This is a genomic window from Paracoccus wurundjeri, from assembly GCF_030678915.1.
In the GTDB taxonomy this organism is placed as follows: Bacteria; Pseudomonadota; Alphaproteobacteria; order Rhodobacterales; family Rhodobacteraceae; genus Paracoccus; species Paracoccus onubensis_A.
In genome coordinates this window covers 226,784-252,075 of the sequence record NZ_JAUUTZ010000001.1, presented here as the reverse complement: position 1 = coordinate 252,075, position 25,292 = coordinate 226,784, and the positions used below count along the sequence as shown (strand labels likewise).

The 25,292-nt window shown below is 58.2% G+C and carries 20 protein-coding genes and 2 tRNA genes; 11 read left to right on the top strand and 11 right to left on the bottom strand.

The window, feature by feature from the left end:
* The first annotated feature begins 85 nt into the window (after positions 1-85).
* The gene (gene recO, locus Q0601_RS01380; protein WP_305286725.1) at positions 86-817 is read left to right on the top strand and encodes a DNA repair protein RecO; all 732 of its coding nucleotides are present in this window, start codon (positions 86-88) and stop codon (positions 815-817) included.
* A gap of 65 nt (positions 818-882) precedes the next feature.
* Here the strand turns inward: recO and Q0601_RS01375 are convergent, their stop codons facing one another.
* Positions 883-1,305, bottom strand: a complete 423-nt coding sequence (locus Q0601_RS01375; RefSeq protein WP_305286313.1) for a tellurite resistance TerB family protein — start codon at positions 1,303-1,305, stop codon at positions 883-885.
* Between the two features lie 91 nt (positions 1,306-1,396).
* Between Q0601_RS01375 and Q0601_RS01370 the strand changes: the two genes are divergently transcribed.
* The 3 genes from Q0601_RS01370 (at position 1,397) to Q0601_RS01360 (ending at position 6,632) form a co-directional block, all read left to right on the top strand.
* The gene (locus tag Q0601_RS01370) at positions 1,397-2,986 is read left to right on the top strand and encodes a lysine--tRNA ligase (RefSeq protein ID WP_305286311.1); all 1,590 of its coding nucleotides are present in this window, start codon (positions 1,397-1,399) and stop codon (positions 2,984-2,986) included.
* Positions 2,987-3,169: 183 nt separating this feature from the next.
* Positions 3,170-5,464 (top strand): glycosyl hydrolase family 28-related protein, encoded by a 2,295-nt coding sequence (locus tag Q0601_RS01365; protein ID WP_305286309.1) that lies wholly within the window; start codon positions 3,170-3,172, stop codon positions 5,462-5,464.
* Between the two features lie 88 nt (positions 5,465-5,552).
* Positions 5,553-6,632, top strand: coding sequence for a PA0069 family radical SAM protein (locus Q0601_RS01360; protein WP_305286307.1), 1,080 nt, complete (start codon positions 5,553-5,555; stop codon positions 6,630-6,632).
* A 42-nt stretch (positions 6,633-6,674) separates the two neighbouring features.
* Here Q0601_RS01360 and mtaB read toward each other — a convergent pair whose 3' ends face one another.
* Both mtaB and dapF read right to left on the bottom strand, forming a co-directional pair.
* Complete coding sequence (mtaB, locus tag Q0601_RS01355; protein ID WP_305286305.1) at positions 6,675-7,928, bottom strand: tRNA (N(6)-L-threonylcarbamoyladenosine(37)-C(2))-methylthiotransferase MtaB; 1,254 nt, start codon at positions 7,926-7,928, stop codon at positions 6,675-6,677.
* A complete protein-coding gene (gene dapF / locus Q0601_RS01350; RefSeq protein WP_370656079.1) occupies positions 7,925-8,764 on the bottom strand; it encodes a diaminopimelate epimerase in 840 nt (279 codons plus the stop codon). Before dapF ends, mtaB begins: the two co-directional genes overlap by 4 nt.
* A gap of 83 nt (positions 8,765-8,847) precedes the next feature.
* Between dapF and Q0601_RS01345 the strand changes: the two genes are divergently transcribed.
* Both Q0601_RS01345 and Q0601_RS01340 read left to right on the top strand, forming a co-directional pair.
* Positions 8,848-8,923: transfer RNA gene (locus Q0601_RS01345), tRNA-Lys, on the top strand.
* A 369-nt stretch (positions 8,924-9,292) separates the two neighbouring features.
* A complete protein-coding gene (locus Q0601_RS01340; RefSeq protein WP_305286301.1) occupies positions 9,293-10,753 on the top strand; it encodes a glycosyltransferase in 1,461 nt (486 codons plus the stop codon).
* A gap of 241 nt (positions 10,754-10,994) precedes the next feature.
* Here Q0601_RS01340 and Q0601_RS01335 read toward each other — a convergent pair whose 3' ends face one another.
* The 5 genes from Q0601_RS01335 to Q0601_RS01315 are packed head-to-tail and all read right to left on the bottom strand — an operon-like array spanning position 10,995 to position 16,233.
* On the bottom strand, positions 10,995-11,732 hold the full coding sequence (locus Q0601_RS01335) for an ABC transporter ATP-binding protein (protein ID WP_305286299.1): 738 nt from the start codon (positions 11,730-11,732) through the stop codon (positions 10,995-10,997).
* A gap of 45 nt (positions 11,733-11,777) precedes the next feature.
* A complete protein-coding gene (locus Q0601_RS01330; RefSeq protein WP_305286297.1) occupies positions 11,778-12,641 on the bottom strand; it encodes an ABC transporter ATP-binding protein in 864 nt (287 codons plus the stop codon).
* Positions 12,638-13,564 (bottom strand): nickel transporter permease, encoded by a 927-nt coding sequence (nikC, locus tag Q0601_RS01325; RefSeq protein ID WP_305286295.1) that lies wholly within the window; start codon positions 13,562-13,564, stop codon positions 12,638-12,640. Before nikC ends, Q0601_RS01330 begins: the two co-directional genes overlap by 4 nt.
* On the bottom strand, positions 13,561-14,595 hold the full coding sequence (locus Q0601_RS01320) for an ABC transporter permease (RefSeq protein WP_305286722.1): 1,035 nt from the start codon (positions 14,593-14,595) through the stop codon (positions 13,561-13,563). The genes nikC and Q0601_RS01320 overlap by 4 nt, the downstream gene beginning before the upstream one ends.
* Before the next feature lie 39 nt (positions 14,596-14,634).
* The gene (locus Q0601_RS01315) at positions 14,635-16,233 is read right to left on the bottom strand and encodes an ABC transporter substrate-binding protein (protein WP_305286293.1); all 1,599 of its coding nucleotides are present in this window, start codon (positions 16,231-16,233) and stop codon (positions 14,635-14,637) included.
* A 193-nt stretch (positions 16,234-16,426) separates the two neighbouring features.
* Here Q0601_RS01315 and Q0601_RS01310 point away from each other — a divergent pair.
* Positions 16,427-16,503, top strand: a tRNA-Met gene (locus Q0601_RS01310).
* Between the two features lie 201 nt (positions 16,504-16,704).
* On the opposite strand, the gene Q0601_RS01305 is transcribed toward Q0601_RS01310, so the two are convergent.
* The 3 genes from Q0601_RS01305 to Q0601_RS01295 are packed head-to-tail and all read right to left on the bottom strand — an operon-like array spanning position 16,705 to position 18,591.
* Positions 16,705-17,478 carry an Imm52 family immunity protein gene (locus tag Q0601_RS01305; RefSeq protein WP_305286291.1) on the bottom strand — a complete coding sequence of 258 codons (774 nt, stop codon included), beginning with the start codon at positions 17,476-17,478 and terminating at the stop codon, positions 16,705-16,707.
* Positions 17,411-18,220: a Tox-REase-5 domain-containing protein gene (locus Q0601_RS01300; RefSeq protein ID WP_305286289.1), complete on the bottom strand. Its 810-nt coding sequence runs from the start codon at positions 18,218-18,220 to the stop codon at positions 17,411-17,413. Before Q0601_RS01300 ends, Q0601_RS01305 begins: the two co-directional genes overlap by 68 nt.
* The gene (locus Q0601_RS01295) at positions 18,220-18,591 is read right to left on the bottom strand and encodes a hypothetical protein (protein WP_305286287.1); all 372 of its coding nucleotides are present in this window, start codon (positions 18,589-18,591) and stop codon (positions 18,220-18,222) included. The genes Q0601_RS01300 and Q0601_RS01295 overlap by 1 nt, the downstream gene beginning before the upstream one ends.
* 510 nt (positions 18,592-19,101) lie before the next feature.
* On the opposite strand from Q0601_RS01295, the gene Q0601_RS01290 reads away from it, so the two are divergent.
* The 4 genes from Q0601_RS01290 to Q0601_RS01275 all read left to right on the top strand — a co-directional run bounded on the left by Q0601_RS01290 (position 19,102) and on the right by Q0601_RS01275 (position 25,131).
* A complete protein-coding gene (locus Q0601_RS01290) occupies positions 19,102-20,445 on the top strand; it encodes an NAD(P)-binding domain-containing protein (RefSeq protein ID WP_305286285.1) in 1,344 nt (447 codons plus the stop codon).
* Positions 20,446-20,506: 61 nt separating this feature from the next.
* Positions 20,507-22,873: a DUF1989 domain-containing protein gene (locus Q0601_RS01285; RefSeq protein ID WP_305286283.1), complete on the top strand. Its 2,367-nt coding sequence runs from the start codon at positions 20,507-20,509 to the stop codon at positions 22,871-22,873.
* 473 nt (positions 22,874-23,346) lie between these two features.
* A complete protein-coding gene (locus Q0601_RS01280) occupies positions 23,347-24,981 on the top strand; it encodes a sodium:solute symporter family transporter (RefSeq protein ID WP_305286282.1) in 1,635 nt (544 codons plus the stop codon).
* 18 nt (positions 24,982-24,999) lie between these two features.
* On the top strand, positions 25,000-25,131 hold the full coding sequence (locus tag Q0601_RS01275; protein ID WP_220475265.1) for a putative transporter small subunit: 132 nt from the start codon (positions 25,000-25,002) through the stop codon (positions 25,129-25,131).
* The last annotated feature ends 161 nt before the right edge of the window (positions 25,132-25,292 follow it).

The window sequence follows — 25,292 nt, the reverse complement described above, 5'->3', positions numbered from 1 at the left end:
TTTGGGTTAAAAGCGCTGTGTAAAGGACAAGGCTTGTGCGAAACGCCGCATCATGCCAGCCTGATCCCCGCATTTGAGAAAGACGATCATGGAATGGCAGGCTGAAGGCACCGTCATCTCTGGCCGGACGCATGGGGAAACCGCGGTCATTCTGGATGTGCTGACCCTGCAACATGGCCGCCATGTCGGGCTGGTGCCCGGCGGGGCCTCGCGCAAGCGGGCGGCAATGCTGCAACCCGGATCGCGTCTGGCGTTACACTGGCGGGCGCGACAAGAGAATCATCTGGGACATTTCGCGGTCGAGCCGGTCCGGCAACGCGCGGCGCTTCTGGCGGATCCTCTTGGGCTGGCGGGGTTGAATGCGATATGCGCGCTGCTGCGCTTTGCCCTGCCCGAGCGCGATCCGCATCCGGCCCTGGTCGCGGCAACCGAAGCGTTGCTGGATGCCATGGATGAGGGCCGCGACTGGGCAGAAGATTACCTGTATTGGGAAATGCGCCTGCTTGACGAGATGGGCTTCGGCCTTGATCTGAACACATGCGCCGTGACCGGAACGCGGGATGGGCTGGCATATGTCAGCCCGCGTTCGGGCCGGGCTGTCAGCCGGGAAGGCGCCGGAGAATGGGCCGAGCGGCTATTGCCCTTGCCTGCAATGCTTGGCGGCGCGGGCGACAATCGCGGCAATGGGCTTGCCGAAGGATTGGCCATCACAGGGCATTTCCTTGAAGGCCGGCTTGCGGCAGAACTGGTCGGCCATCCGTTACCCGCGGCGCGGGGACGGCTGATCCGGCGACTGACAGCCGCAGGCCGGGGTTAACGCCGATCAGATTTCCTGCCGCAATCCTTCAGGATCGGGCAGTCCGCCTTAGCGCAGCGACTGCGCTACAGCACCCGGTGGCGTACCCGCGCCGAAAGCTCGATCGCGGCAGCATGCAGGCGCACGATGTTAAGCTGATCGCGGATCTCTGCGAGCATGGCAATTTCGCCTTCGTAAAGACGGCCATTGGCCGCGCCGACATCGCAGGCAAGCGCATAGGCGGTTTCATAAAGTTTCTCGGGCAATGCCTCGCGGATCAGACCGAAAAACGCGTCAAGCCCGTCCTCTTCTTCAAACAGGGTCATGACGGTCTGGCTGACGGGGCGGATCCGGTCGTCGTCATAATCCGCGAAAATCGGTGCATGATCGACCATGCGCTGAATCGCCACCAGTTCAGCGGTGCGCATGTTCTCATCCGAGGCGGAAACGGCGACCATGACGGCAACCAGCGCATCGCAGGGAGAAAGGGAAGGCAAGTCCGTCGTCATGTCATGTCTCCGTCAGGGTCGGACACCAGAATATTGACGATTGCTCGGCCTTTCAATAAGGCGGCAAGGTCCCGTTACAGGAGAAAATGCGATGACCACCTTGCGCGATGCCGCGATGAAATCGAAGGCCTGGCCGTTCGAAGAGGCGCGCCGGGTGCTTAAACGCTTTGAAAAGAAGGCCCCCGAGAAGGGTTACGTTCTGTTCGAGACCGGATATGGCCCCTCGGGCCTGCCGCATATCGGCACCTTTGGCGAGGTGGCGCGAACGACGATGATCCGCCGAGCCTTCGAAATCATCAGCGATATCCCGACCAAGCTGATCTGCTTTTCGGACGATCTGGACGGAATGCGCAAAGTGCCGGACAATGTCCCGCAGCCCGAGCTGTTGCGCGAGCATCTGCAAAAGCCGCTGACTTCGGTGCCCGATCCGTTCGGACAATATGAAAGTTTCGGCCAGCACAACAATGCCATGTTGCGCCGCTTTCTGGACACGTTCGGATTCGAATACGAGTTCATCAGTGCCACGGATTTCTATCGCTCGGGCCGGTTCGATCCGGTGCTGCTGCGTGCGGCCGAGCAATATGACAGGATCATGGAGGTGATGCTGGCCAGCCTGCGCGAAGAGCGCCAGCAGACCTATAGCTGCTTCCTGCCGATCAGCCCCAAATCCGGCCGCGTGCTTTATGTCCCCATCAAGCATGTCGATGCCCGTGCCGGAACGATCACCTTCGATGATGAGGGTGAGGAGCTGACCCTGCCGGTGACAGGTGGCCAGGTCAAATTGCAGTGGAAACCCGATTTCGGCGCCCGATGGGCCGCGCTGGATGTGGATTTCGAGATGTATGGGAAGGATCACTCCACGAATACGCCGATCTATGATCGCATCTGCGAGATACTTGGCGGCAGGAAACCGGAACATTTTACCTATGAATTGTTTCTTGACCAGAACGGGCAGAAGATCAGCAAATCCAAGGGCAACGGGCTTTCGATCGACGAATGGCTGACCTATGCGGCCACCGAGAGCCTGTCTTACTTCATGTATCAGAAACCCAAAACGGCAAAGCGGATGTATTTCGACGTCATCCCCAAGGCGGTGGACGAATATCATCAACAATTGCGCGCCTATCCGGAACAGACCGCCGAACAGAAACTCATGAACCCGGTGCGACATATTCACGGCGATAACGTGCCCGCCTCGGATCTGGTCGTGTCGTTCCAGATGCTGCTGAATCTTGCATCGGTCGCGGGGGCCTCGGGCAAGGAGGGGCTTTGGGGCTTCATTCGCCGCTATGCGCCCGAAGCCAGTCCCGAAACCCATCCCGGACTCGATCAGGCCGCAGATTTCGCCCTGCGCTATTTCAACGATTTCGTGGCGCCTGCACGGCAGTTCCGGGCTCCGGACGATATCGAGCGCAGGGCCATGGAAGATCTGGCCGCGCGGCTTGCCGCATGGGATCAGCCTGTTGATGCGGAAACCCTGCAATCCATGGTGTTCGCGGTTGGAAAAGACCACGGGTTCGAGCCTTTGCGGAACTGGTTCAGCGCCTTGTATCAGGTGCTGCTGGGCGCGGATCAGGGACCACGGTTCGGCGGCTTCATCGCGCTTTACGGGATCGATGAAACCCGCGATTTGATCGAGCGCGCACTTGCCGGTGAGTTGCTGGCGGCGCAATCGTCATAGGAATTTCCGGCGGCAGGGTGATAGTGAATATCCGCCCTGCCCCGTTCGTGTCTGATCGTTACAGTTTTGCGGCTGCGCAACGCGCGCGGTCTTTAGTCCGGATTAGGGGTTGGCGAGTTATCTCCCATCCATGCAGCAAAGGGGTATTCCCTGAGCCGCATCGGATTTCAGGGAGACATGGGCATGACGATCGCAATCACCAATCAACTACTGCTTGCGCCTGCACCGTTCAGTGCGGGACTTGAGCTTTGGTCACAGGGGAATGGTAGCGAGAACGAGGCGAATTGGGCCACGGCGCGCAATGCGGGAATCGTTCCGGATGATCAGCATTTCGGCACCTGTCTGGAAATCCGCAAGGAAAAAGCCACGACAAGGATACGATATCAGGGCGATACCCCGATCATTCCGGGCACCTATTTGCGGATCTCGGCAAGGGTTAAGATTCTTTCCGGGCCGTTATGCAGTGTCCGCATCGCCGGTTGGCCACGCGACCGGACACGCGCTCATGTCACGGGGCTGACCGAGACAGGTCCCGTGGTGGCCATCCGGAAATACAATCAGGTTGTAGAGATCAGCGCCATTGTCGGCCCGGGATCCCGCCCCGGAGTGGACCTGGCCTGGGGCATCAAACCGGCATTCGGTCATTTCGGTCTTGATCTGATCGGCGACAATGGCGGCGCGGTCCGGATCGAATCCCTGCGGATCGAGAATGTCACGACCGGTTTTGTCCCTGCGCTCATCGATTGGGTGGATGTTCTGGATTTTGGTGCCAAAGGCGACGGGATCACCGATGACCGCGCCGCCTTCATTGCCGCCGATCATGCCGCGAATGGCGGGAGTATCCTTGTGCCCGAGGGCGAATATTTCATCGGCGGCAATCTGAGCATCAATTCACGGATCCGCTTCAAAGGTAGATTAAAGACATCAGCTTCGACGCGAGTGTCGCTATTAAAAAGTTTCGACCTGCCGACCTATGCGGATGCGTTCGGAGGCGAAACCCCGGGCTTCAAGAAAGCCCTGCAAGCATTGCTGGGATATACCGATCACGTGACTCTCGATCTGTGCGGGCGCAGGGTCGAGATTACAGAACCGCTGGAAGTGCATCGCCTGGCACCCGATCTGCGCGGATATTCCAACCGGCGGGTGATCGCGAATGGCAGCCTGCTTGCCACTGCCGGAGGTGCATGGAATTCCAAGCTCGTGCGCAGCATGGCAAACTATGATCCCGCCGATCCGACGGCACTGACCAATGTCGAGAATATCGCGGCGATCGAACCCGGCAGTCTGGTGACGGGAACCGGCGTCGGGCGGGAGGTCTATGTCAAAAGCCGGAATATCGGTAAGCGCAGACTGGAATTGTCTCAGCCGCTATATGGTGGTGCGGGAACGTGGCGGTACAGCTTCGAACGTTTCCGTTACATGCTTGACTTCTCGGGTCTGGAGCAGCTTGCCCGCTTCAATTTCGTGGATCTCGACATCAATTGCCAGGGCGTCGCCAGTGCGATCATGCTGGCGCGCGACGGCCAGACCAATGCGATCCGCAACTGCTACATCACCCGCCCCAGGGATCGCGGCATCACCTCGATCGGCCGGGGCTGTCAGGATCTGATGGTGGATAGCTGTCAGTTCATCTCGAACGAGCTCGATGTTCTTGCACAGGAACGCAAGAGCATCGCCATCAATGTCAATGCGAATGACGTGAAGATCCGTCACAGCCGGTTCGTGCGCTTTGCGCATTTCATGATCGCCCATGGCGGCGGCCATATCATCAGCGGCAATCACTGGTTTCAGGGCGACAGTGCGGATGCGGGCCTGCGTTATGCCGGGCTGGTGCTGACACAGCCACATGTGCAGGTCACGATCACCGGGAACTATGTCGATAATGCCTCGATCGAGTGGACGAATGAGCATAGCGAGTACCCGGATTTCAATGGCCAGCAATACAGCTTCGGCGCTCTGACCATCACCGGCAACACATTCCTGACCGGCAGTTCCGTCCGGTGGTTTTCCTGGCTGGTCGTCAAGCCATATGGCAAGGGTCATTACCTGCACGGATTATCCGTCGTGGGTAATGTCTTCAAAACGCATGACAGCATTGTGGAGCGGATCGATCGCGTGGATAATTCGATCGCGGATCTCGATTATGGCAAGATGCGGAATGTGCATTTCACCGAGAACACATTCAACGGCATCTCGACCTATGTCGCGAATCCGCTGCTGGTTTCGATCAATCAGACCAGCGCGTCCAGAACATGGACATCACCGGAACTGAACGGATTACCCTTCAAAGGCCGGGCGATGTCCGTTACCTCTGTCGTGGCTGAAAGCCGGATCACCAATGCCTCTGGCGACGCGGTCACACAGATGCCCTGGGTGCAGACCCAGATCGGCACGCAAAAACGCCAGATCCGGTTGAACTGGTCCAGCCCCGCGAAAGGCCGGGTTGCCATCTATGCGCGGATGGACCGCCCCTATTAGGGCGGTTCGACGGAAACCTATAGGTTTGTGGGCAGGATCGTGGAAAGTTTTGCTGGATTTTGTTCATGTTTTGTTCTATAAATATTCCATGCTGCCGCCTCGTAATCCAGATGAACGCCTGAAGGCCCGTGGCGCGGATACCCGCCCCGATGGCCGGTTCGAACGGCATCAGCGGATACGCGAATCCGATGGCTGGGATATCGAAGAGGACACCCACCTGCTTAAAACCGATCTGATGATCGAGCGTCCGCGTTCGATAATCACGCGCAATAGCTCGCCGGATATCGGTTTTGATCGCTCCATCAATCCTTATCGCGGCTGTGAACATGGTTGCGTCTATTGCTATGCGCGGCCCAGCCATTCCTATCTGGGACTGTCGCCGGGGCTGGATTTCGAAACGAAGATCACCGCCAAGCCCAGCGCCGCGCAACTGCTTGAGAAAGAGCTTGCCCGGCCTTCCTACAATGCCGCGCCAATTGCCCTGGGAACGAATACCGACCCCTATCAGCCGATCGAGGCGAAGCTGGCGATCATGCCCGGTATTCTGCGGGTGCTGCGTGACTGGAACCATCCGGCCACGCTGGTGACGCGCGGGCGGACGGTGCTGCGCGATATCGACCTTTGGGTCGAGATGGCGGCGAAGGATCAGGCAGAAATCGGGATCAGTGTGACCACATTGGATGCCGAACTCGCACGGCTTCTGGAACCACGCGCTCCGACGCCCCGGACCCGGCTTGGCATGATCAGGGAGCTGTCGCATGCCGGTATACCGGTTCGGGTCATGGTTGCCCCGGTGATACCGGTCCTGACCGAGGCCGAGATCGAATCGATATTATCCGCCGCCCATGATGCCGGAGCCAGATGGGCAAGCATGATCCCGCTGCGTCTGCCGCGAGAGGTCGCACCGCTGTTCCGGGACTGGCTGGAGCGTCATCGGCCGGGGATGGCCACACATGTCATGAACCGGGTTCAGGCCATGCGCAGCGGTCGCGATAATGATCCGCGTTACGGATTTCGCTTCACCGGTACCGGGATAGAGGCGCAATTGATGCATCAGCGGTTCCGGCTGGCGAGGAAACGTCTGGGGTTTCGGGAAAGCAGGCCGCCACTGGATTGCAGCCGCTTCGGTCCTCCGGCACGAAAAGGCGATCAGCTCAGCCTGTTCTGAAAGCCCGCCCGGTCATATCGAATGCGAAACCGGGTGCGTCATTCACGCCACAAGCCGCGTGCCGTCCTGCCCGGAAATTTCCAGTTTCAGCAATGTACCCTCGGGCTGTTCCGTCGCAAAGCTGACTTCGGTGAATTGTTCTGTCCGGCCAAGCCGCGGCCCTTCGGTCAGCACATGATGAACACGCCCGACCTGTGCCCTCAGATGTTGTTGTAACGCCTTGTCCCCCACCTCGCGCAGCCTTGCCGCGCGTTCGCGGATGACCGGCCCCTTTACCGCAGGCATCCGTGCCGCCGGAGTTCCCTTGCGTGCAGAATAGGGAAAGACATGCAGGAAGGTCAGGCCGCATTCCTCGACCAGTCGCAGGGAGTTTTCGAACATCGCATCGGTCTCGGTCGGAAAGCCTGCGATGATATCCGCACCGAAAACAATCTCGGGGCGCAAGCGGCGTGCCTCTTCACAGAACCTGATGGCGTCATCACGCAGATGACGCCGTTTCATCCGCTTGAGAATCATATCATCGCCAGCCTGTAACGACAGATGCAGATGCGGCATCAGCCGGGATTCGGTCGCGATCGCAAGCATCAGATTCTCATCCGCCTCGATTGAGTCGATAGAGCTGATCCGCAGGCGCGGCAGATCCGGCACCAGCCGAAGGATCCGCATCACCAGATCACCCAGCCGGGGCTGCCCGGGCAGATCGGCGCCCCACGAGGTCAGGTCAACACCGGTCAGGACCACCTCGTTGAAGCCACGCCCCACAAGACGCTTGATCTGCTCGACCACCACACCCGCAGGCACGCTGCGCGAATTCCCGCGACCATAAGGAATGATGCAGAAGGTACAGCGATGATCGCAGCCATTCTGCACCTGCACATAGGCGCGATGCCGGCCGAACCCGTCGATCAGATGCCCCGCCGTTTCCTTGATCGACATGATATCGTCAACGCGGATCTTTTCGGTTTCGCCGATCAGATCGGGCGTTCGCATATTCGCCCATGTCTCGGGCTGCATCTTCTCGTGATTGCCAATCACCCGGGTCACTTCGGGCATGGCGGCAAAGGTTTCCGGCTCGGTCTGCGCCGCGCAGCCCGTCACGATCACCGGTGCGCCCGGATTTTCCCGCGCCAGCCGCCTGATTTCCTGCCGCGCCTTGCGCACGGCTTCGGCTGTCACGGCGCAGGTATTCACCACGACCGCGCCCGACATTCCCGCCGACTCGGCCATCTCGCGCATGGCCTCGGTCTCGTAGGCGTTCAGGCGGCAGCCCAGCGTGGAAAAGACCGGCGCGCTCATTCGGATAACCATTCCGGCGTCAGCATGCCTGAAAAGACATGCGCGGTCGCGCCTTCCATCCAGACGCCATCCTCGCGCCAGTCGATATGCAGGACGCCGCCAGGCACATTGACCTTGACCCGCCTGCCCGTAAGCCCGCGCCGCGCGGCGGCCACCGCTGCCGCGCATGAACAAGAGCCAGAGGCCAGTGTCGGGCCCGTCCCCCGCTCCCATATCCGCAGAAGGATTTCATCGCGGGACAGAACCTGCACGATCTCGACATTGCTGCGTTCGGGGTAAAGGGGGTGATGTTCGTGCCTGGCTCCGAATCCTTCCAGATCGACGGCGGCGGCATCCTCGACGAAGAAGGTCATATGCGGATTTCCCATCCCCGTCGCAACGGGATCGCCCGGGATCGGCAAATGATCGATATCGACATCCTGTGCCAAGGGTATCTGCCGCCAGTCAAATACGGGATGCCCCATATTCACCCGCGTCATCCCCGCCCCGGCATCCTCAGCCTGCAAGGTCCCGTGATCGGTGCGCAAACTCAGGCGGTCACGGCCGGTTTCATCCATGACATAACGCGCAATGCAACGTGTCGCGTTCCCGCAGGCGGCACTGACCGATCCGTCAGGATTCCAGAATCTCAGCCGCAGATCGGCCTGTTCATCTGCTTCAATCGTCGCAAGCTGATCGAATCCGACCCCCCGATTCCGGTCGGCAATTCGCATGATCAGCCCCGCCGCCGGAGGCTGGCCACCGGCGCGCAGGTCGATCACGACAAAATCATTGCCCAGCCCGTGCATTTTCATGAAGGGCAGAGCCTGGGGAAGATCAGCACTCATGCCCCGCATATAAGACGCCCGAGAAAAATCCGCCAGAGAGGAATGATTTCCGCTTGACGCCCCCCGCCGGGCCACCTAGTAAACCCCCCGTTGGGCCCGTAGCTCAGTTGGTAGAGCAACTGACTTTTAATCAGTGGGTCACAGGTTCGAATCCTGTCGGGCTCACCATTTCCAAGATATGTACCAAGGCGGTAGCTGTTTCAGCTACGCCTTCGTAGTTGGCTTGCGTAATGGATTGTGGCCATGAAGATGGCGGCACTGGTTCCCGATTAACCGGATCGGGCTGCAAGCGAAGATAGTGGTCAGCAGAAGAAGCAGGTCTTATCGGATTATATCCCGGCGCCGGCATTTTCACAGCATGGTGAAAACCGCGCCACAACCCAGAGTCGGCGCCATTGCTGGCTTGCAACTTTCCGGATAATAGGACAGCAAAATTCAGCTTGTCGCGATGACGTTTTCGCACAAGCGGTAGTAGTCACGAGTAAATACGCCTATATCGAAGGCACAATCACCCTGATTACCTTTCGGAGCCACATCATGATCAAAGTCATCAGCATCACGGAAGAGGTTTTATTGCGTGGCGGAGGAAAAGTAAAAGCGATTTACAATAGATTGAACGGGTTTTCCGAAATGGATGGATTTTCGGCCATCCTGATGACAACCGCCCATTCTGTAGAACAAAAACTTGATATAGAATCCCTTAGAAAAGAAGGAACATTGGCGCCGGAGGTCAAGCATTTCACATTGCCGGAACTTTGCGCCCCGGTTGCGATCACAGAGGGGGTAAAGTTATTCAACGGGTTTCCCGATTTTGATAATGCAAAGAAACAGGGAAGTAAAATTGTATACTCACGTGATGGCAAGATTGTCATGAAAGACGACAACAAGAAATCACCTGTCGGCACCATCACGGATCGCAAAGTTGTAAACGGTAAAAATACGATCCATTTCACCCTTTTGAATGGGTTTATCATAAATAAAATCGTTAATAATTCAGATGGCACGACAGAAACAACAGATTATGCGGAAAGCAGGCCGATTCGCTGGCTCAAAACCAAGAACGACAAATATCTGGTTGGGAAAAACCTGATAACCGGCCGGCTCTGCCGGACACAGAAGGCGCTGGCGCGGAACCTTCTGGAAATGGTGGAGCTTCAGGATACGGTTACATTTGTGGATGGGATCAAAGGATCATACCTGTCGAATGTCATAAAAACCCCCCGGGCACTTTTCCTGCATGCTGAACATCGCGATCAAAAGGGTGTTCTCCTTCCCGTTTACAAGAAATTCGTCGATGATTTCGATGGTCAAGCGATCATCACCGCAACCAATGTGCATAAAAAGGAAATCGAGCTTGACCTGAAGCCATCACAAGAGGTGGCTGTTATACCTCATTATTATGAGGCAAAGCCGGTTAAACCACAGAAGAGGAAAAATATCATAACGATATCCCGGCTTGATCTGTCAGGGAAACCGATTGACGAATGTATCAAGGCGTTTGCGAAAATAAAGAAAGAATTTCCTGATGTCGATTATCTGATATACGGGAAAGGAAGCGGCGGAAAAGAGTTGACCGCATTGATCAAGCGCCTGAAATGTCAGAACAGGATCAAGCTGATGGGTTATACGAAAGAGCCATTGGCAGAATTCAACGGCGCTTTGGCGTCACTATATCCCACCCTGACCGAAGGATTTGGGCTTTCCATCCTTGAATCGTTATCCGCCGCATGCCCGGTTATTACTTATGACGTCAAATATGGTCCCCAGGAAATGATCAAATCGGGATCGAACGGATATCTGATCAAGCCGGGAAAAGTAGACGATATCGCAGAAGCAATAAGGAAAGTGCTGCTTGATCCGGAAAAATACTCCAAGTCCTGCTCGGACGGGTTGGAACGGTATACGCGACAGACTTATCTTAATAATTACAAAAATCTTGTTGAAAAGCTGGTCGAAAACAATCGATCCGCACGCGCGGTCGAAAAAGCGGATGCCTGAGATCATCTTCGGAAAACGCGCCTGATCACCAAAGATATCATCGGGAATCAGGGGCGTCATTCCAGATGGCAAAGCAGAGGGTAGCGGCTGCCAGTTCGTCTATTTCCCCGGCAGTAAAACCTGCATCACGCGCAGACAGAAAACGGGACGATCAGGGAAAAACAGATGATCAGGACACACAGGAATTTCAGCCCGCTATGCCTCGCGCCCTGCCTGCATGGATGCTGCCCTTCATTCATCATCACTGCGAGGCAGCGATCAGGTGTCGGGTGTAATCCTGTTCACCCGCTCCCCGGCGCAGGGCGTCCACGGACATGATTTCGACGATCTGTCCCTGTTGCATTACCGCCAGCCGGTCGCAGATATGCCCGACCACCGCCAGATCGTGACTGACCATCACATAGGTCAGCCCGTGCTCTTCCCGTAATTCCTTCAGAAGGTTCAGAATTTCCGCCTGTACGCTGACATCCAGCGCACTGGTCGGCTCGTCCAGCAGCAGCAGGCGCGGTTCGGCGGCAAGGGCCCGGGCGATGGCGACGCGCTGGCGCTGGCCACCCGACAATTGATGCGGATAGCGGAAACGGAACCCTTTCCCCAGCCCGACATCCTCCAGCAGCCGGGTGATGCGCCGGTCGATATCGCCCATCCCCTGTAGCCGAAGCGCTTCGGACAGCACCGCGTCGACAGAATGGCGGGGATGCAGGCTGGCATAGGGATCCTGAAATACCATCTGCACGGTCTTGTAAAATGCCCTGTCGCGGCGCGCACCCTCGATCCGCGTACCATCGACTTCGATTTGCCCCGACCAGCTGTCGATCAGGCCGGCGATCGCCCTTAAGATGGTGGATTTTCCCGAACCCGACTCGCCTACCAAACCGAAGCTTTCCCCCTTGGACACGGAAAAGGCAGCATCCCTGACCGCATCCACACGGTCGGGAGGATCGCCGAACCAGACATCAAGATCGGAAACATTCAGCATGGGCGGCCCTGTCGTCTATGGATATGTCTACGAGGAAGACGCATCTTACGTCTCAGGCGACGGATCGAGTTCACCGCTGCGCCAACTTTCTTCGCGTTGCAGGACCGGAAGGCGTTCGACCGGCGTGTCAAGGCGCGGCAGGCTGCGCAACAAGCCCTGCGTATATGGATGTCGGGCATTATGGAGATCGCGCGCGGGCAGGCTTTCGACAACGCGGCCTGCATACATGATCAGCACCCGATCACAGAATTTTGCGACCAGGTTCAGATCGTGGCTGATGAAAATCAGCCCCATCCCGCGGTCCCGCACCAACCCATCCATGATATTCAACACCTCGCCCCGGACCGAAACGTCAAGCGCCGAGGTGGGTTCGTCCGCGATCAGGATCTGCGGGTCGGGCGCCAGCATCATGGCAATCATGATCCGCTGCCCCATCCCGCCCGAAACCTCGTGCGGATAGGTGTCCATGACCCGCTCGGGGTCGCGAATCCGGACCGCATTCAGCATCTCGAGCGCCTTCTGGCGTGCGGCGGCACGGCCTCCGCCAGCATGGAGCCGGTAGGACTCCATGATCTGATCGCCGACCGTCATGACCGGGTTCAGGCTGAATTTCGGATCCTGCATCACCATGCTGATCCGGCTGCCGCGCAGTTTGCGCATCCGGCGTTCCGGCAGGTTCAGGATCGACTGCCCCTCGAGCTCCATCCGGTCGGCGGTGACCCGGCCCGGCGGACGGACGAGGCCCAGAATGGCGCGGCCGGTCATGGATTTCCCCGAACCGGATTCGCCCACCACTCCCAGCCTTTCGCGGCCAAGCTCAAAGCTGACGCCGCGGACGGCCTGAAAATCGCCGCGACGGCTGGCAAAGGTGACACACAGGTTCTTGACGGATAGCAGAGGCGTGCTCATTCCTTGGCTCCTTTCGGATCCAGAACATCGCGCAGCCCGTCTCCCAGCAGATTGAATGCAAGGCTGACGATGAAGATCGCAAGGCCGGGCATCGCGGCCACCCACCAATAGTCGAGGATATAGATCCTGCCATCCGAGATCATCGCGCCCCATTCGGGCATGGGCGGCTGCGCACCAAGGCCCAGAAAGCCCAGCCCTGCCGCCGACAGGATAATGCCCGCCATATCAAGGGCCACGCGCACGATCAGCGAACTGACGCAAAGCGGCCAGATATGCCGGATCAACAGCCGCATCGGCCCCGCGCCCTGCAATCTTGCGGCAGCGATGTAATCGGCATTGCGGATGGTCAGCGTTTCGGCACGCGCAAGGCGGGCATAAGGCGGCCATGCCGTCAGGGCCAGCGCCAGAACGGCGTTGCCGATGCTTGGACCAAGGGCGGCAACGAAGGCGAGTGCAAGGATCAGCTTGGGGAAGGCCAGAAAGATGTCGGTGATCCGCATCAGCAGCTGATCAACCCATCCGCCAGCGAATCCCGCGATAGTGCCGATCAGCAGACCCACCACCGGCGCGATCAGTGCCACGGTGCCAACGATGAACAATGTAATCCGGGAACCGTGAATCAGGCGCGACAGGATATCGCGACCAAAGGAATCGGTGCCCAGCCAATGCGCTGCCGATGGCGGTTGCAGCCGGTCGGCAAGATTCTGTGAAAACGGGCTTTGCGGCGCAAGCCAGGGCGCGAATATCGCCATGCCGAACAGCAGGATCAGGATGATCAGCCCGAACATGGCCAGCTTGTTCGCGCGGAATGTCAGCCATCCCTGATAAAGCGCGCCAAGCTGCGCCTGCCGGCGGCTTTGCGGAGCATCTGACAAAAGCCATTCGCGGCGGGATATCGGGCGGGAAAGTTCGGTTTCGCTCATTTCGACCTCGGATCCAGCACACGATAAAGAATATCGCTGAGAAGATTCAGCCCGATAAAGCAGACACCGACGACGACCGTGCCGCCCAGCACCGCGTTCATATCCCCAGCCAGCAGGGTGTTGGTGATATATTGCCCCAGCCCCGGCCAGCTGAAGATGATTTCGGTCAGCACCGACCCCTCGAGCAACGATCCGAAGCTGAGCGCAATCACCGTTACGAGAGGGATCGAGATATTGCGGAAGGCGTGACGCCAGACCACCGCGCGCTCGGACATTCCCTTGACGCGAGCCGTGGTGATATATTCCGCCGAAAGCTGTTCCAGCATGAAACTGCGGGTCATGCGGCTGATATAGGCAAGACTGTAATATCCCAGCAGGCTTGCCGGCAGGATGATATGGCTGAAAGCATCCCTGAAGGCCCCCCAGTCGCCCGTGATCAGCGAATCGACAAGGATCATCCCGGTCACATGGGGGACCATCCCGTCATAGATGATGCCCTGCCGGCCCGGTCCGCCGACCCAGCCGAGGATGCCGTAGAATACCAGAAGCCCCATCAGCCCCAGCCAGAAAATCGGCATGGAATACCCGACAAGCGCCACGACCCGCGCGATCTGATCGATCCAGCCGCCGCGCCGCGCCGCCGCAATCACGCCCAGCGGCACGCCGATGCTGACGCCGATCAACGTGCCCAGCGCCGCCAGCTCCAATGTTGCTGGAAAAACCCGCTTGATATCCTGGAGCACCGGCTGGCCGGTCGAAATGGAACGCCCGAAATCGCCGGTCAGCACTTCGCCGATATAGCGCAGGAACTGCACCGCCAGCGGCTGATCCAGTCCCATGGCCTGATAGACCGCGTCATATTGCGCCTGCGAGGCACGATCGCCCACGACCTTCAGGACCGGGTCAATCGGCATGACCCGCCCGATAATGAAGGTTACCAGTAGTAAGCCCAATAATGTCAGGGCAAGCGACAGAACTGTGCCCGCGACCCGGCGGATGCGACGATTGCGGGCAGAGCCCGGGCGAGCCATACGCTTCCCGCCCGTTTCTGTATTGGTCACGCTCAAGGCTTATTCGCCCTTTGTGACCTGATGATACATGACCGAGGTCACGGATTTGCCGGAATTCCAGTTCTGGACATTCTCCTGCAAGCCCGTCGGCTCGATACGCTGGAAGAGCGGGATGATCGGGGCCTCGGCCTGATATTTGCGCTGCAGGTCCTGATACATCTGGGCACGTTTGTCGCTATCCTGCTCCCGCGTTGCGGCCTCGGTCATTTCGGCCATGTCCTCGGGGACGGCATAGGCGTTCCGCCAGGCAAGCAAGCCGGTTGCCGCCGCGTCATCGCTGTTATCGGGGTTCCATGCAAAGGTCGCCGCATTGGTATTCGGGTCAGAGTAATCCGGCCCCCATTCGCCCAGGAAAATCGGCACATCGCGGGCGCGATAGGCATCCAGCACCTGCGCGCCGGTCATCTGCTGAATCTCCAGCGTCAACCCAACCTCGGCCATCGATGCCTGCAGGGATTGCGCCACGTCGATATATTCGCGCAGATCGCGAACCTTGGTCGTGACGGTCCCGCCCTCGATCCCGGCATCTTCCAGGATCTGCCTGGCCTTCTCGACATCATATGTCCAGGGAAGTTCTTCCAGCGCCCCCAGATATCCTTTCGGCAGGAAGGATTGATGCGGCACGAACTGACCCTTGAGGAAACTGTTGGTGATTCCATCGTAATCGACAAGATATTTCATCGCCTCGATTACAGCGGGGTTCGACAGCAATTCATCCTTCTGATTCAGCCCCATATACAGGATTCGTCCCAGCGGCTCGTCCTGGATCTTGACGCCTTCAACCCCTTGCAGACCCTCGACATCGGTCGGTGACAGATTCCGGGCGACGTCGATATCGCCCTGCTCCAGAAGCAGGCGCTGCGCGCTGGATTCCTGCACATCGCGGATGATCACCCGCTTCATCGTGGCAGGACCCTGCCAGTAATCCTCATAGGCGGTCAGTTGCACGGCCTCGTTCGGCTTCCATGCCTGCAACACATATGCGCCCGAACCGGCTTCATTATTCGCCAGCCACGCATTGCCCAGATCCTCGCCCTCGACATGTTCCAGAACCGTTTCCTTATCCACCACGCTGGCGACCATGGCGGTCAGGCAGTTGAGAACGAAGGATTGCGCATAGGGCTCATCCAGATTCAGGGTTAGCGTGTTCCCCTCGAATGTGATCTTTTCCTCGACATTCTCGGGCGTAAAGCCGAATTGCGTCAGGATGAATGCGGGCGTCTTGTCCAGCTTGACGGCACGTTGCAGCGACCATGCCGCATCTTCCGCACGCACCGGATTACCCGAATGGAAGGTGACGCCTTCACGCATGGTAAAGGTCATCGCGGTTCCATCCTCGGACATTTCCCAGCTTTCGGCGAGCGAGGGCTGGAAGCCGGCGTCCAGATCCATCGGATCGAAATCCACCAGCCGGTCGTAATTGTTGCGATTGACGTCATTCCCCGCAAACTCGAATGCCTGCGCGGGATCCAGCGTGATGATATCGTTTATCGTATGCGCCACGACCAGCACATCGGCCGGCGTTTCAGCATGGGCGGCAGGTGCAATGGCCAGGGCGGAAGCCAGTAGCATCGCACGTGTGGTCAACAGATGTTTCATGTAAGTCTCCCTGTCGGACATGTCCCGTCAACGCGGGATTGATAGCTGCAAGGTGGCGCAAGCTCGAAGCGAGGGCAAGCCCCGTGAAACCCGCCTTCCCCACCGTCATTCGGGAAGCATGACAGCAAGTTCGGTCCGGTTACGAAAACCGCTTGACGCCCCCCACCAGACCCCTTACATCGCCCCCACCCGTGGCGGAGTAGCTCAGTTGGTTAGAGCAGAGGAATCATAATCCTTGTGTCGGGGGTTCAAATCCCTCCTCCGCTACCATTTAATTCACTGGAAATGACTGAATAATCCGAAACAGGTCTTAACTGTTTCGGCTCGCCGGAACACTCCGGGTTGACTTCCCGTGCCTGTCGGTCCCGCGATTGCGTCACGGTCAGACTGCCGTCATGCATCGGCTGAACGATCCCGGCCACGGGTACATCGGAATGCCGGGCCATGTTCCGGCATTGCGGGTTTAAGGATCTATCGCCCCCAGTCCCCGCGCTCCAGCTCGATATTTGTGGGCAGAACGCCAAGCAGATTAAGCCGGATTTCGACCTCCTGCGCCCTCTCGATCGCTTCGCGGGAATAATCCGGGTTCGCCTCCCATGCCTGCCAGTATTGCGATTGGGTGACGATCAGGGTGCCGTTATGCATGGGCTGGACGATCTCGGCCTCGGGCACGTCCGAAGGATTGAGCGTGAAGGGGATCCAGCCAATCCAGCGGATGCCCGCGCGGGAACGGTCCAGCGGGTGATGATCGCGGAGATACACGCCCGGCCCGAAGGCCAGATGCTGCGGACGCTTCCACCCGAGAATGGCGTCGATCAGGCCGACATAAAGCTGGAATTGGGTGCCGTATTGGGGATGAGGGCGATAAACTTCGCCGGACAGGTGGTTCGTGCTCCAATTGTTCCAGCGATATGTCAAATCATATAAACGATCACTGCTTTCATGCGCCCAAATGCTGAAGTGATCTGCTTTCTCAGCATTATTTTCGCGGAATTGCTGAAGATAAGTTTCACGGTCTTTCCAAACATCATAACGGGGACCATCTTTTTCCCATATTGCATACCAGTCCACATCGAAACCGCGTACCTGACGCAGTTGCGTGAGAAGTTCCAGAAAATCCGCCGCACCCTCTTCAAAACCATAGTTTTGAGGGGGCAGCTTCACGGACAACGCCAGATCACTCATCGTCATATCTTTCCTGCTCAAATGGGCGCACCTCGGCCTCGATTGGAGGAACCCATCCATTGTCTATAAATCTTTGAAATACATAAAGCTTGGTTATCATGCTGCTGAACACCCATGTCAGCCTGACATTCGGGTAATGTGACACAACAACTGCGTGCTGCCGATCCGCTTGATCGATGATCTTATCAAAAGCGTTGCTAGCCCAGTCTTGCAAACCAGGCCTGCCCTCCGCATTCCAATCATCCTGCTTCAGAAACCCGTCATATCCATGCTTGGCCTCGAACAGGTGGCATTCGCTTGGGTGCAGCCCATCGAAAATCACCCCGAGCCAATCCCATTCCCCGATCTGCGACCTTGCCGGATCATAGTAATGCCACGGACAGACCCAGTACTGATAATCATAGCCACGCTTCTGTTCCGGGCGCTTCTGCGGCGCGGACTGGGGCGTGAGATGCCCTTGCTGTCGCGGCGGGCATCTTTCGCATTTCGCGCATTCCGGCTCGTCTCTGGTATTCGGCGTCTTGTTATGCTCGCTCTCGGCATCCGTTTCAGGATCGAATGCGGGAATGCCGGGTTTGCGTCTTTCCGGATCCGGATCGGGTTCCGGAGCCGCAGGGTCGTCAGCCCCGGGATTCAGCACCGGAGCGGGCGGGACGACGAAATCTCCGGGCGGGATTCCCTTCAGAGGTGTGGGCACATTCCAGATATCGTCATCCGGGACGGTGCGACGTCGTCTGAAATATTGTTCGATCCGCCGCAAAGTCTGTTCGATCGGGGCTTTCAGAATACGCGTCTTGCCCATTACCACCACACCCGGTCCGACATGCCGTTGCGGACGGCCGCCATCTTGATCAAGGCGCAAACATCGCCAAAGCGGGTATCCGCAGTTCCCGTCTCTGCATGCATCAGCGATTGCACCGCCTCATCGCGCCAGAAACCGGGCAGGCGAAAGACATCCAGCATGATGAACCGAAACCGCAATTTCAGATCGGAGATTCCGAAACCGACCACCGTTTCACGCGCCGCGCGGATAGCGGCCAAAAGCTCCTGATCGTTCAGATGGGCTACCTCGTCCGCGTTCTTGAACCGAAAACGTGCGGCGCTATCCCGATCCAGATTCTGCTCAGCATGCGCCCTGAAGACCGCCAGGTCTTCCCTGGACAGGCGGATCATATCGAAGTCGCGGCTTGGGTGAAATCAAGGCGGTTGCCGCCGCCCAGAGAGGGTAATGGTGAGAGATGACAATTATGGCAGGAACAGATATCGCTTTCGCGGCGGGCTTTCGGCATGATTTTAAAATCTTATTCACTGGTAACACGGATCTCACCCTAGCCGCGGCATAAGAGTGCGGCAAGGATTCCCCCGTCAGAATTCGGTCCGGATCATCCGGGTAAGCAGTTGCCGGTATTGACCGCTCCTCTGCGCCGACCGGTTCCGCAGCGTGCCGATTCGCGGCGCCGGGATGAGGCAAGGATCCGCTGACCGGTGACTTCCAGATAAAAACCGACCTGCTCATGCGATTGTTATAGCCTGCTTTTAACGCTCAAAGCGCACGAAAATAATAAGCAACATTCTTGTGACGAAAAAATATTGCCTTAAAGGCACTCTGATGTTCTTATAGGTCCAAACCGAATGAACCAGTTCACAATACTGGTCTTACCACAATTGGGAGAAGCAAGGAACATGACCAAGCGTATTGCCATCATTGGCGCTGGACCTTCGGGGCTGGCACAGTTGCGTGCATTTCAATCGGCCGCCAAGCAAGGCACCGAGATTCCCGAGATCGTCTGTTTCGAGAAACAATCCAATTGGGGCGGGCTTTGGAATTACACCTGGCGCACCGGCGTCGATGAGAATGGCGATCCGGTCCATGGATCGATGTATCGCTATCTTTGGAGCAACGGTCCGAAAGAGGGGTTGGAATTCGCCGATTATTCTTTCGAGGAACATTTCGGCAAGCAGATCGCCTCTTATCCGCCGCGCGCGGTACTGTTCGATTATATCGAGGGGCGGGTGAAGAAAGCGGGCGTGCGCGACTGGATCCGGTTCCGGAGCATTATCCGCTGGATCGATTACGACCCCGAGACGGAACAGTTCACCGTCACTGTCCATGACGCGGAAAAAGACAGCGTATACAAAGAACAATTCGATCATGTGATCTGCGCCTCAGGGCATTTCTCCAGCCCCAACGTGCCGGAATATCCCGGATTCGCACAGTTCAACGGCCGGATCGTCCATGCCCATGATTTCCGCGATGCCCGTGAATTCACCGGCAAGGACGTGCTGCTGCTGGGCTCGTCCTATTCAGCCGAGGATATCGGCTCGCAATGCTGGAAATATGGCGCAAAGACAGTAACCACCTGCTATCGCAGCGCGCCGATGGGTTTCAAATGGCCGGATAACTGGCAGGAACTGCCCGCATTGGAGCGTGTCGACGGCCGGACCGCGCATTTCTCTGACGGCAGCAGCAAAGAGGTCGACGCGATCATCCTTTGCACCGGGTACCGGCATTATTTCCCGTTCCTGCCCGACGATCTGCGACTGAAAACCGCCAACCGGCTGGCGAGTGCCGATCTGTATAAGGGGGTCGCCTATGTCCATAATCCGAAGATGTTCTATCTGGGCATGCAGGACCAGTGGTTCACCTTCAACATGTTCGACGCTCAGGCGTGGTGGGTGCGCGATGCGATCCTTGGGCGGATCGAACTGCCCACGGACAAGCAGGTGATGATGGCCGATGTGCAAGAGCGTATCACGCGCGAGGAAGCCTCGGACGACGCCAAATATGCGATCCAGTATCAGGGCGACTACGTCAAGGAACTGATCGCCGAGACGGATTATCCCAGCTTCGATGTCGATGGCGCATGTCAGGCCTTCTTCGAATGGAAGAAGCACAAGGCCGAGAACATCATGACCTTCCGCGATCACTGCTATCGCTCGGTGATCACCGGCACGATGGCTCCGGTCCATCATACGCCGTGGAAGGATGCGCTGGACGATAGCAAGGAAGTCTACCTGCAGAACTGACGATGAATAGTCAAAGGCGCCGCCCGGCGCCTTGGAATCTTCTCTCAGGATGAGGCAAAAGATGTTGTCATTACCGCCAGACAATCTGCTTCGGCCGGGCCCGCCGGTTGCAACGCGCCCGCGCCGGGCTGCGAAATACAATCTTTCGGTGGCCAGCGAACGCTATGCGGTTCCCGGCGGCGGGGCCATTCTGGTCCAGATCGCCACAGGGGACCGGATCGAGATTGTGAATGACGAGGGCGGCCAGCATGCCGAACTTCTGGCTGCGCATCGCGATGGCCGGGTGGACAGCCAGATCCTGGGTGTAAAGGCGGATCGACCGGCCAATGGGTTACAGGCGCTGCTGTCTTCGGATCAGCCCAGTCTTGCGCGATTGCGCAAGGGGCTGGCCGCAAGAGGGATCGAGATAAAGCGAGCGATCGGATTGTTTTCCGCCGAGACCGAACCGGGCGCCCAGGCCGGTTTCACCGCAGCCGCCGAAGGGTGGCTTGTGGTCGCGGCCCCCGGCGCGCCGATGGATTTCGAGCTTCAGAACACCACGACGCCGCTGACCCTGAACATCACCCGTGCGGCGCCACGCCGCAATGCCGGATTCGCCCTGCCCGATCCGCTGGCCGATCCGATCCTTGATCTGCGGGTGAAATCCTCTACCGCCGAGGCCTATCTGGTCCGCAAGGGCGAGTTCATTCAGATCATCGATGTCGATGGCCGCCAATGCACGGATTTCCAATGTTTCGATGCCCGCAAGCTGGATCGTGGACAAGCGCTGCCGCTGGATGTGACGACGACCCGCACCTATCAGAACCATGCCTATCCTATGCCGGGCCTGCATGCGAAATATTACGATCAGGATCTGACGCCACTGGTAGAGGTGATCCAGGATACCTGCGGTCGGCATGATGCTTTCGCCATGGCCTGCTCGGCCAAATATTATGACGATATCGGCTATCCCGGTCATGTGAACTGCACCGATAATTTCAACGCGGCGCTGTTGCCTTACGGGGTGCCCGAGCGGCGCGGCTGGATGGCGGCGAATTTCTTCTTCAATACCTCGATCGACGAGCATGGCGTCATGTATACCGACGAGCCATGGTCGCGGCCCGGTGACTACGTCTTGCTGAGGGCTTTGACCGATATTGTCTGCGTATCCTCGGCCTGCCCGGATGACACCTCGCCAGCCAATGGCTGGATGCTGACCGATATTCATTTACGCAGCTACGCCGCGACCGAGCGCATTCAACGCGCAGTCGCATGGCGCGCCACACCAGATTCGGAGCCGATCATGACGCGCGAGACCGCCTTCCACCAGAAATTCGCCGGAATGACGCGTGATTTCGTCGAATATCGCGGCTTCTGGCTGCCGAATTCCTTCCCGGAATGCGACGCGGTCGAAAGCTATTTCGCCTGCCGCGAAGGCGTGGTGGCCATGGATTTGTCGGCGCTGCGCAAATTCGAGGTAACAGGCCCGGATGCCGAAGCCCTGATGAACTGGGTGCTGACCCGGAATGTCAGCACGCTGGGTCATGGGCAGGTCGTCTATTCGGCGATGTGTTACCCGCATGGCGGCATGATTGATGACGGCACGCTGTTCCGGCTGGGCGAGCAGAATTTCCGCTGGATCGGAGGCTCTGACGAAGGCGGCGTCTGGATGCGTGAGGAAGCCGCCCGATTGGGGTTGAACGTGATGATCCGCTCGTCCACCGATCAGATGCATAATCTGGCGGTTCAGGGGCCGAAATCCCGCGAATTGCTGTCCGGGATCATCTGGACGCCTCCGCATCAGCCCGCCTTGCCGGAATTGGGTTGGTTCCGCTTTACCGTGGGCCGGATCGGTGGCGAACAGGGCGTGCCGGTCGTCGTCTCGCGCACCGGCTATACCGGCGAACTGGGTTACGAAGTGTTCTGTCACCCGAAAGACGGCGAAACGGTGTTCGATGCCGTCTGGCAGGCGGGGCAGCCACTGGGCATCAAACCGATGGGACTGGCCGGACTGGATCTGGTGCGGATAGAAGCCGGGCTGGTCTTTGCAGGCTACGATTTCAACGATCAGACCGATCCGTTCGAAGCCGGTATCGGCTTTACCGTTCCGCTGAAATCCAAGACCGCCGATTTCGTAGGCCGCGATGCATTGATCCGGCGCAAGGAACATCCCTCGCGCAAATTCGTGGGGCTTGAGATCGAAGGTCAGGAGCCTGTGGCGCATGGCGATTGCATCCGGATCGGGCGCGCGCAGGTGGGCGAGATCTGCTCGGCCATGCGGGTGCCGCGAACCGGGCAGATGATCGCGCTGGCGCGTGTGGATATCGCCCATGCCGAGCCGGGCACGGCAGTAGAGGTGGGTCGGCTGGACGGACATCAGAAACGTATCGCGGCGAAAATCGCCTCTTTCCCGCATTACGATCCCGAAAAGAAACGCCCCCGGTCATGATATTATCGTGGACGTCCCGTGCCGTTACCCATCGCCGCCCTGCCTTACGCCCGGAGGCGAAGGGCCGGGACGGGATGGGAGTCACTTTGAACGCTGGCCAGACGATCCGCAGCAGAGCTGTGGCGTTGACGATATCGGAACCGGCAACAGCCCATGCGGCTGACAAGGTGGCGACACGCATCGTCGAAAATACCGGGGCGGGCTGCCGGCTCACGGGCGACATGCCAGATCATCCGGAACTGGTGAAGTGATCATGGCGGCGACCTGTTCATCATGGTGGCCGTCCCCAAGCTTCCCAAGCTCAATACCCTCTTACATCCGAATGGATGTTCAGCCGGTCCCGCGACAGAAGGCTGGCATCATCAGACATGTTCACCGACGACCGGTTTGCCAAATGGACGATATCCGCAAACGGGCCGCGGCGTTCCTGGTAATTGTCGATACCCCGCAACCTGAGCAAAAGGACTAGATGAATGCAGCCCATGGCGCTTGGAACCACTCTGACGCTCTTACTTCTAATTGCCTTCTTCGGGATCACCTTCGTCATCTCGCTATCCATCGGCAAGAAGCAGGAGAATGCCGACAGCTACATGACAGCGGGCAATAATGTCGGTTTCGGCATCTCGGCTGCGTCAATGACGGCCACATGGATCTGGGCAGCATCTCTCTATGCCTCGGCGACGTCGGGTTATACCTATGGGCTTTCCGGTCCGATCCATTACGGGCTGTGGGGCGCATTGATGATCCTGTTCATCTATCCCTTCGGCAAGCGCATCCGATCACTGGCGCCAAGGGCCCATACCCTGGCTGAAATCCTGCATGCCCGACATGGGCAGTCCAGCCAGTTGCTTCTTGCCGGATCGAACCTGCTTGGAAGCCTTCTCAGCCTGACGTCCAATTTCATCGCCGGAGGTGCCCTGATTTCGATGATGTCGCCGCTGTCCTTCTCGACGGGGGTGCTGCTGATCGCGGGAGGGGTGCTGCTCTATACGCTCTGGTCAGGAATCCGGGCCTCGATGCTGACGGATTTCATTCAGGTCTGTGCCATGCTGGGCGCAGTCGTCATCGTTGTTCCCATGATCTTCTTCGCGGCGGGTGGCAGTTCGATCTTCGTTGAAGGCGCACAGAACCTGACGGCACAGCAACAAAGCTTCTTCTCATCCGACGCGTTCTTCAATCAGGGCGCGCCCTTCATCGCCGCGGTTCTGGCCTATGCGATCGGGAATCAGACCATCGCACAGCGCCTTTTCGCCGTGCGCGAAGATATGATCAAGCAAACCTTCGTCACCGCGACCGTGGGTTATGGCGCGACGGTGATCGGGGTCGGAATGCTTGGCGTGCTTGCCCTTTATATCGGCATCGACCCGGCGGATGGCGACGTCAACAATCTGATCCCGCAGCTTGCGGCTGGCTATCTGCCGCTGGCCTTCCTGTGCGTCTTCTTCATCATGATCATCGGGTCGCTCGCCTCGACCGCAGACTCGGATCTGGCGGCCATGTCATCCATCGTCATGACCGACATCTATGGCCGCAATATCGCGGGAAAGACGGGCGCCAAGCCGCAACTCATGCTGCTGATCGGCCGCATCACCATGATCGTCGCAACCGGAATGGCAATGTATTTCGCCAGCAGCCGCTTTGATATTCTTGATCTGCTTGTTCTTGTCGGGGCGATATGGGGAGCGCTGGTCTTTCCGGTTATCGCCAGTTTCTACTGGAACAAGGTCAACAATACCGGCTTCACCATCTCGGTCCTTGCGGCATTGGCGGTCTTCACGCTGGTGCGCACGGGCTGGCTGCCGCTGGAAGGCACAGTTGCAATCGTCACCGATCTTCTGTCGGTCGTCGGCATAGGCGTCATCGCCGGACTGATGATCTTCGGCTTTTTCGGCCTGCGGGCCGGCGTGGCGGCGGTGGTGCTGGCGATGCTGATCACCCTGCCCTTCGCACTTGGTTTCCTGCATCAATATCCGGTCCTGACCGCCTCGCTTCTGGCCTATGCGGTATCGGCGATCCTGTGCGTGGTGCTTTCCTGGTTCAATAAAGATGAGTTCGATTTCGACCGGATCGCGCGTCATGCCGGCCAATTCGACACGCAAAACACCTGAGTGAAAGGACTGATGACCATGACCGAAATTCTGCTGAGCGCATATGTTCTTGTCTGGCCCGTCATTGTCGCCGGAGTGTTATTCGTTCTCGTCCGCGCCTTTCTGCGGGAAATCCGAGAGGCGCGGAAAGATGGAAGACCGATGATCTGATCCGGGAGGGGGGATCGACGGATTCCCCCTTCAATTCGCGGATCGCGGAAAGCAGAGCCTGCGTGGAAGCATCAGGCGAGACAATGAATTTTCGTGACGTCCCACACGAAGCAACAGATGGAAAGCCTTGAGAAACAAAGGGACTGAAAACAGGGAGCAAC

What these genes read in the sequence shown, in the direction of transcription:
- nikC (WP_305286295.1), bottom strand. Translation starts at nt 13,564, where the DNA reads ATGAGCGAAACCGAACTTTCCCGCCCGATATCCCGCCGCGAATGGCTT.
- dapF (WP_370656079.1), bottom strand. Translation starts at nt 8,764, where the DNA reads ATGCGGGGCATGAGTGCTGATCTTCCCCAGGCTCTGCCCTTCATGAAA.
- Q0601_RS01320 (WP_305286722.1), bottom strand. Translation starts at nt 14,595, where the DNA reads ATGGCTCGCCCGGGCTCTGCCCGCAATCGTCGCATCCGCCGGGTCGCG.
- Q0601_RS01370 (WP_305286311.1), top strand. Translation starts at nt 1,397, where the DNA reads ATGACCACCTTGCGCGATGCCGCGATGAAATCGAAGGCCTGGCCGTTC.
- Q0601_RS01365 (WP_305286309.1), top strand. Translation starts at nt 3,170, where the DNA reads ATGACGATCGCAATCACCAATCAACTACTGCTTGCGCCTGCACCGTTC.
- Q0601_RS01295 (WP_305286287.1), bottom strand. Translation starts at nt 18,591, where the DNA reads ATGATCCGCCTGTCCAGGGAAGACCTGGCGGTCTTCAGGGCGCATGCT.
- Q0601_RS01375 (WP_305286313.1), bottom strand. Translation starts at nt 1,305, where the DNA reads ATGACGACGGACTTGCCTTCCCTTTCTCCCTGCGATGCGCTGGTTGCC.
- Q0601_RS01300 (WP_305286289.1), bottom strand. Translation starts at nt 18,220, where the DNA reads ATGGGCAAGACGCGTATTCTGAAAGCCCCGATCGAACAGACTTTGCGG.
- Q0601_RS01290 (WP_305286285.1), top strand. Translation starts at nt 19,102, where the DNA reads ATGACCAAGCGTATTGCCATCATTGGCGCTGGACCTTCGGGGCTGGCA.
- Q0601_RS01275 (WP_220475265.1), top strand. Translation starts at nt 25,000, where the DNA reads ATGACCGAAATTCTGCTGAGCGCATATGTTCTTGTCTGGCCCGTCATT.
- Q0601_RS01335 (WP_305286299.1), bottom strand. Translation starts at nt 11,732, where the DNA reads ATGCTGAATGTTTCCGATCTTGATGTCTGGTTCGGCGATCCTCCCGAC.
- mtaB (WP_305286305.1), bottom strand. Translation starts at nt 7,928, where the DNA reads ATGAGCGCGCCGGTCTTTTCCACGCTGGGCTGCCGCCTGAACGCCTAC.
- Q0601_RS01285 (WP_305286283.1), top strand. Translation starts at nt 20,507, where the DNA reads ATGTTGTCATTACCGCCAGACAATCTGCTTCGGCCGGGCCCGCCGGTT.
- Q0601_RS01360 (WP_305286307.1), top strand. Translation starts at nt 5,553, where the DNA reads ATGCTGCCGCCTCGTAATCCAGATGAACGCCTGAAGGCCCGTGGCGCG.
- Q0601_RS01315 (WP_305286293.1), bottom strand. Translation starts at nt 16,233, where the DNA reads ATGAAACATCTGTTGACCACACGTGCGATGCTACTGGCTTCCGCCCTG.
- Q0601_RS01340 (WP_305286301.1), top strand. Translation starts at nt 9,293, where the DNA reads ATGATCAAAGTCATCAGCATCACGGAAGAGGTTTTATTGCGTGGCGGA.
- Q0601_RS01330 (WP_305286297.1), bottom strand. Translation starts at nt 12,641, where the DNA reads ATGAGCACGCCTCTGCTATCCGTCAAGAACCTGTGTGTCACCTTTGCC.
- Q0601_RS01280 (WP_305286282.1), top strand. Translation starts at nt 23,347, where the DNA reads ATGCAGCCCATGGCGCTTGGAACCACTCTGACGCTCTTACTTCTAATT.
- Q0601_RS01305 (WP_305286291.1), bottom strand. Translation starts at nt 17,478, where the DNA reads ATGGATGGGTTCCTCCAATCGAGGCCGAGGTGCGCCCATTTGAGCAGG.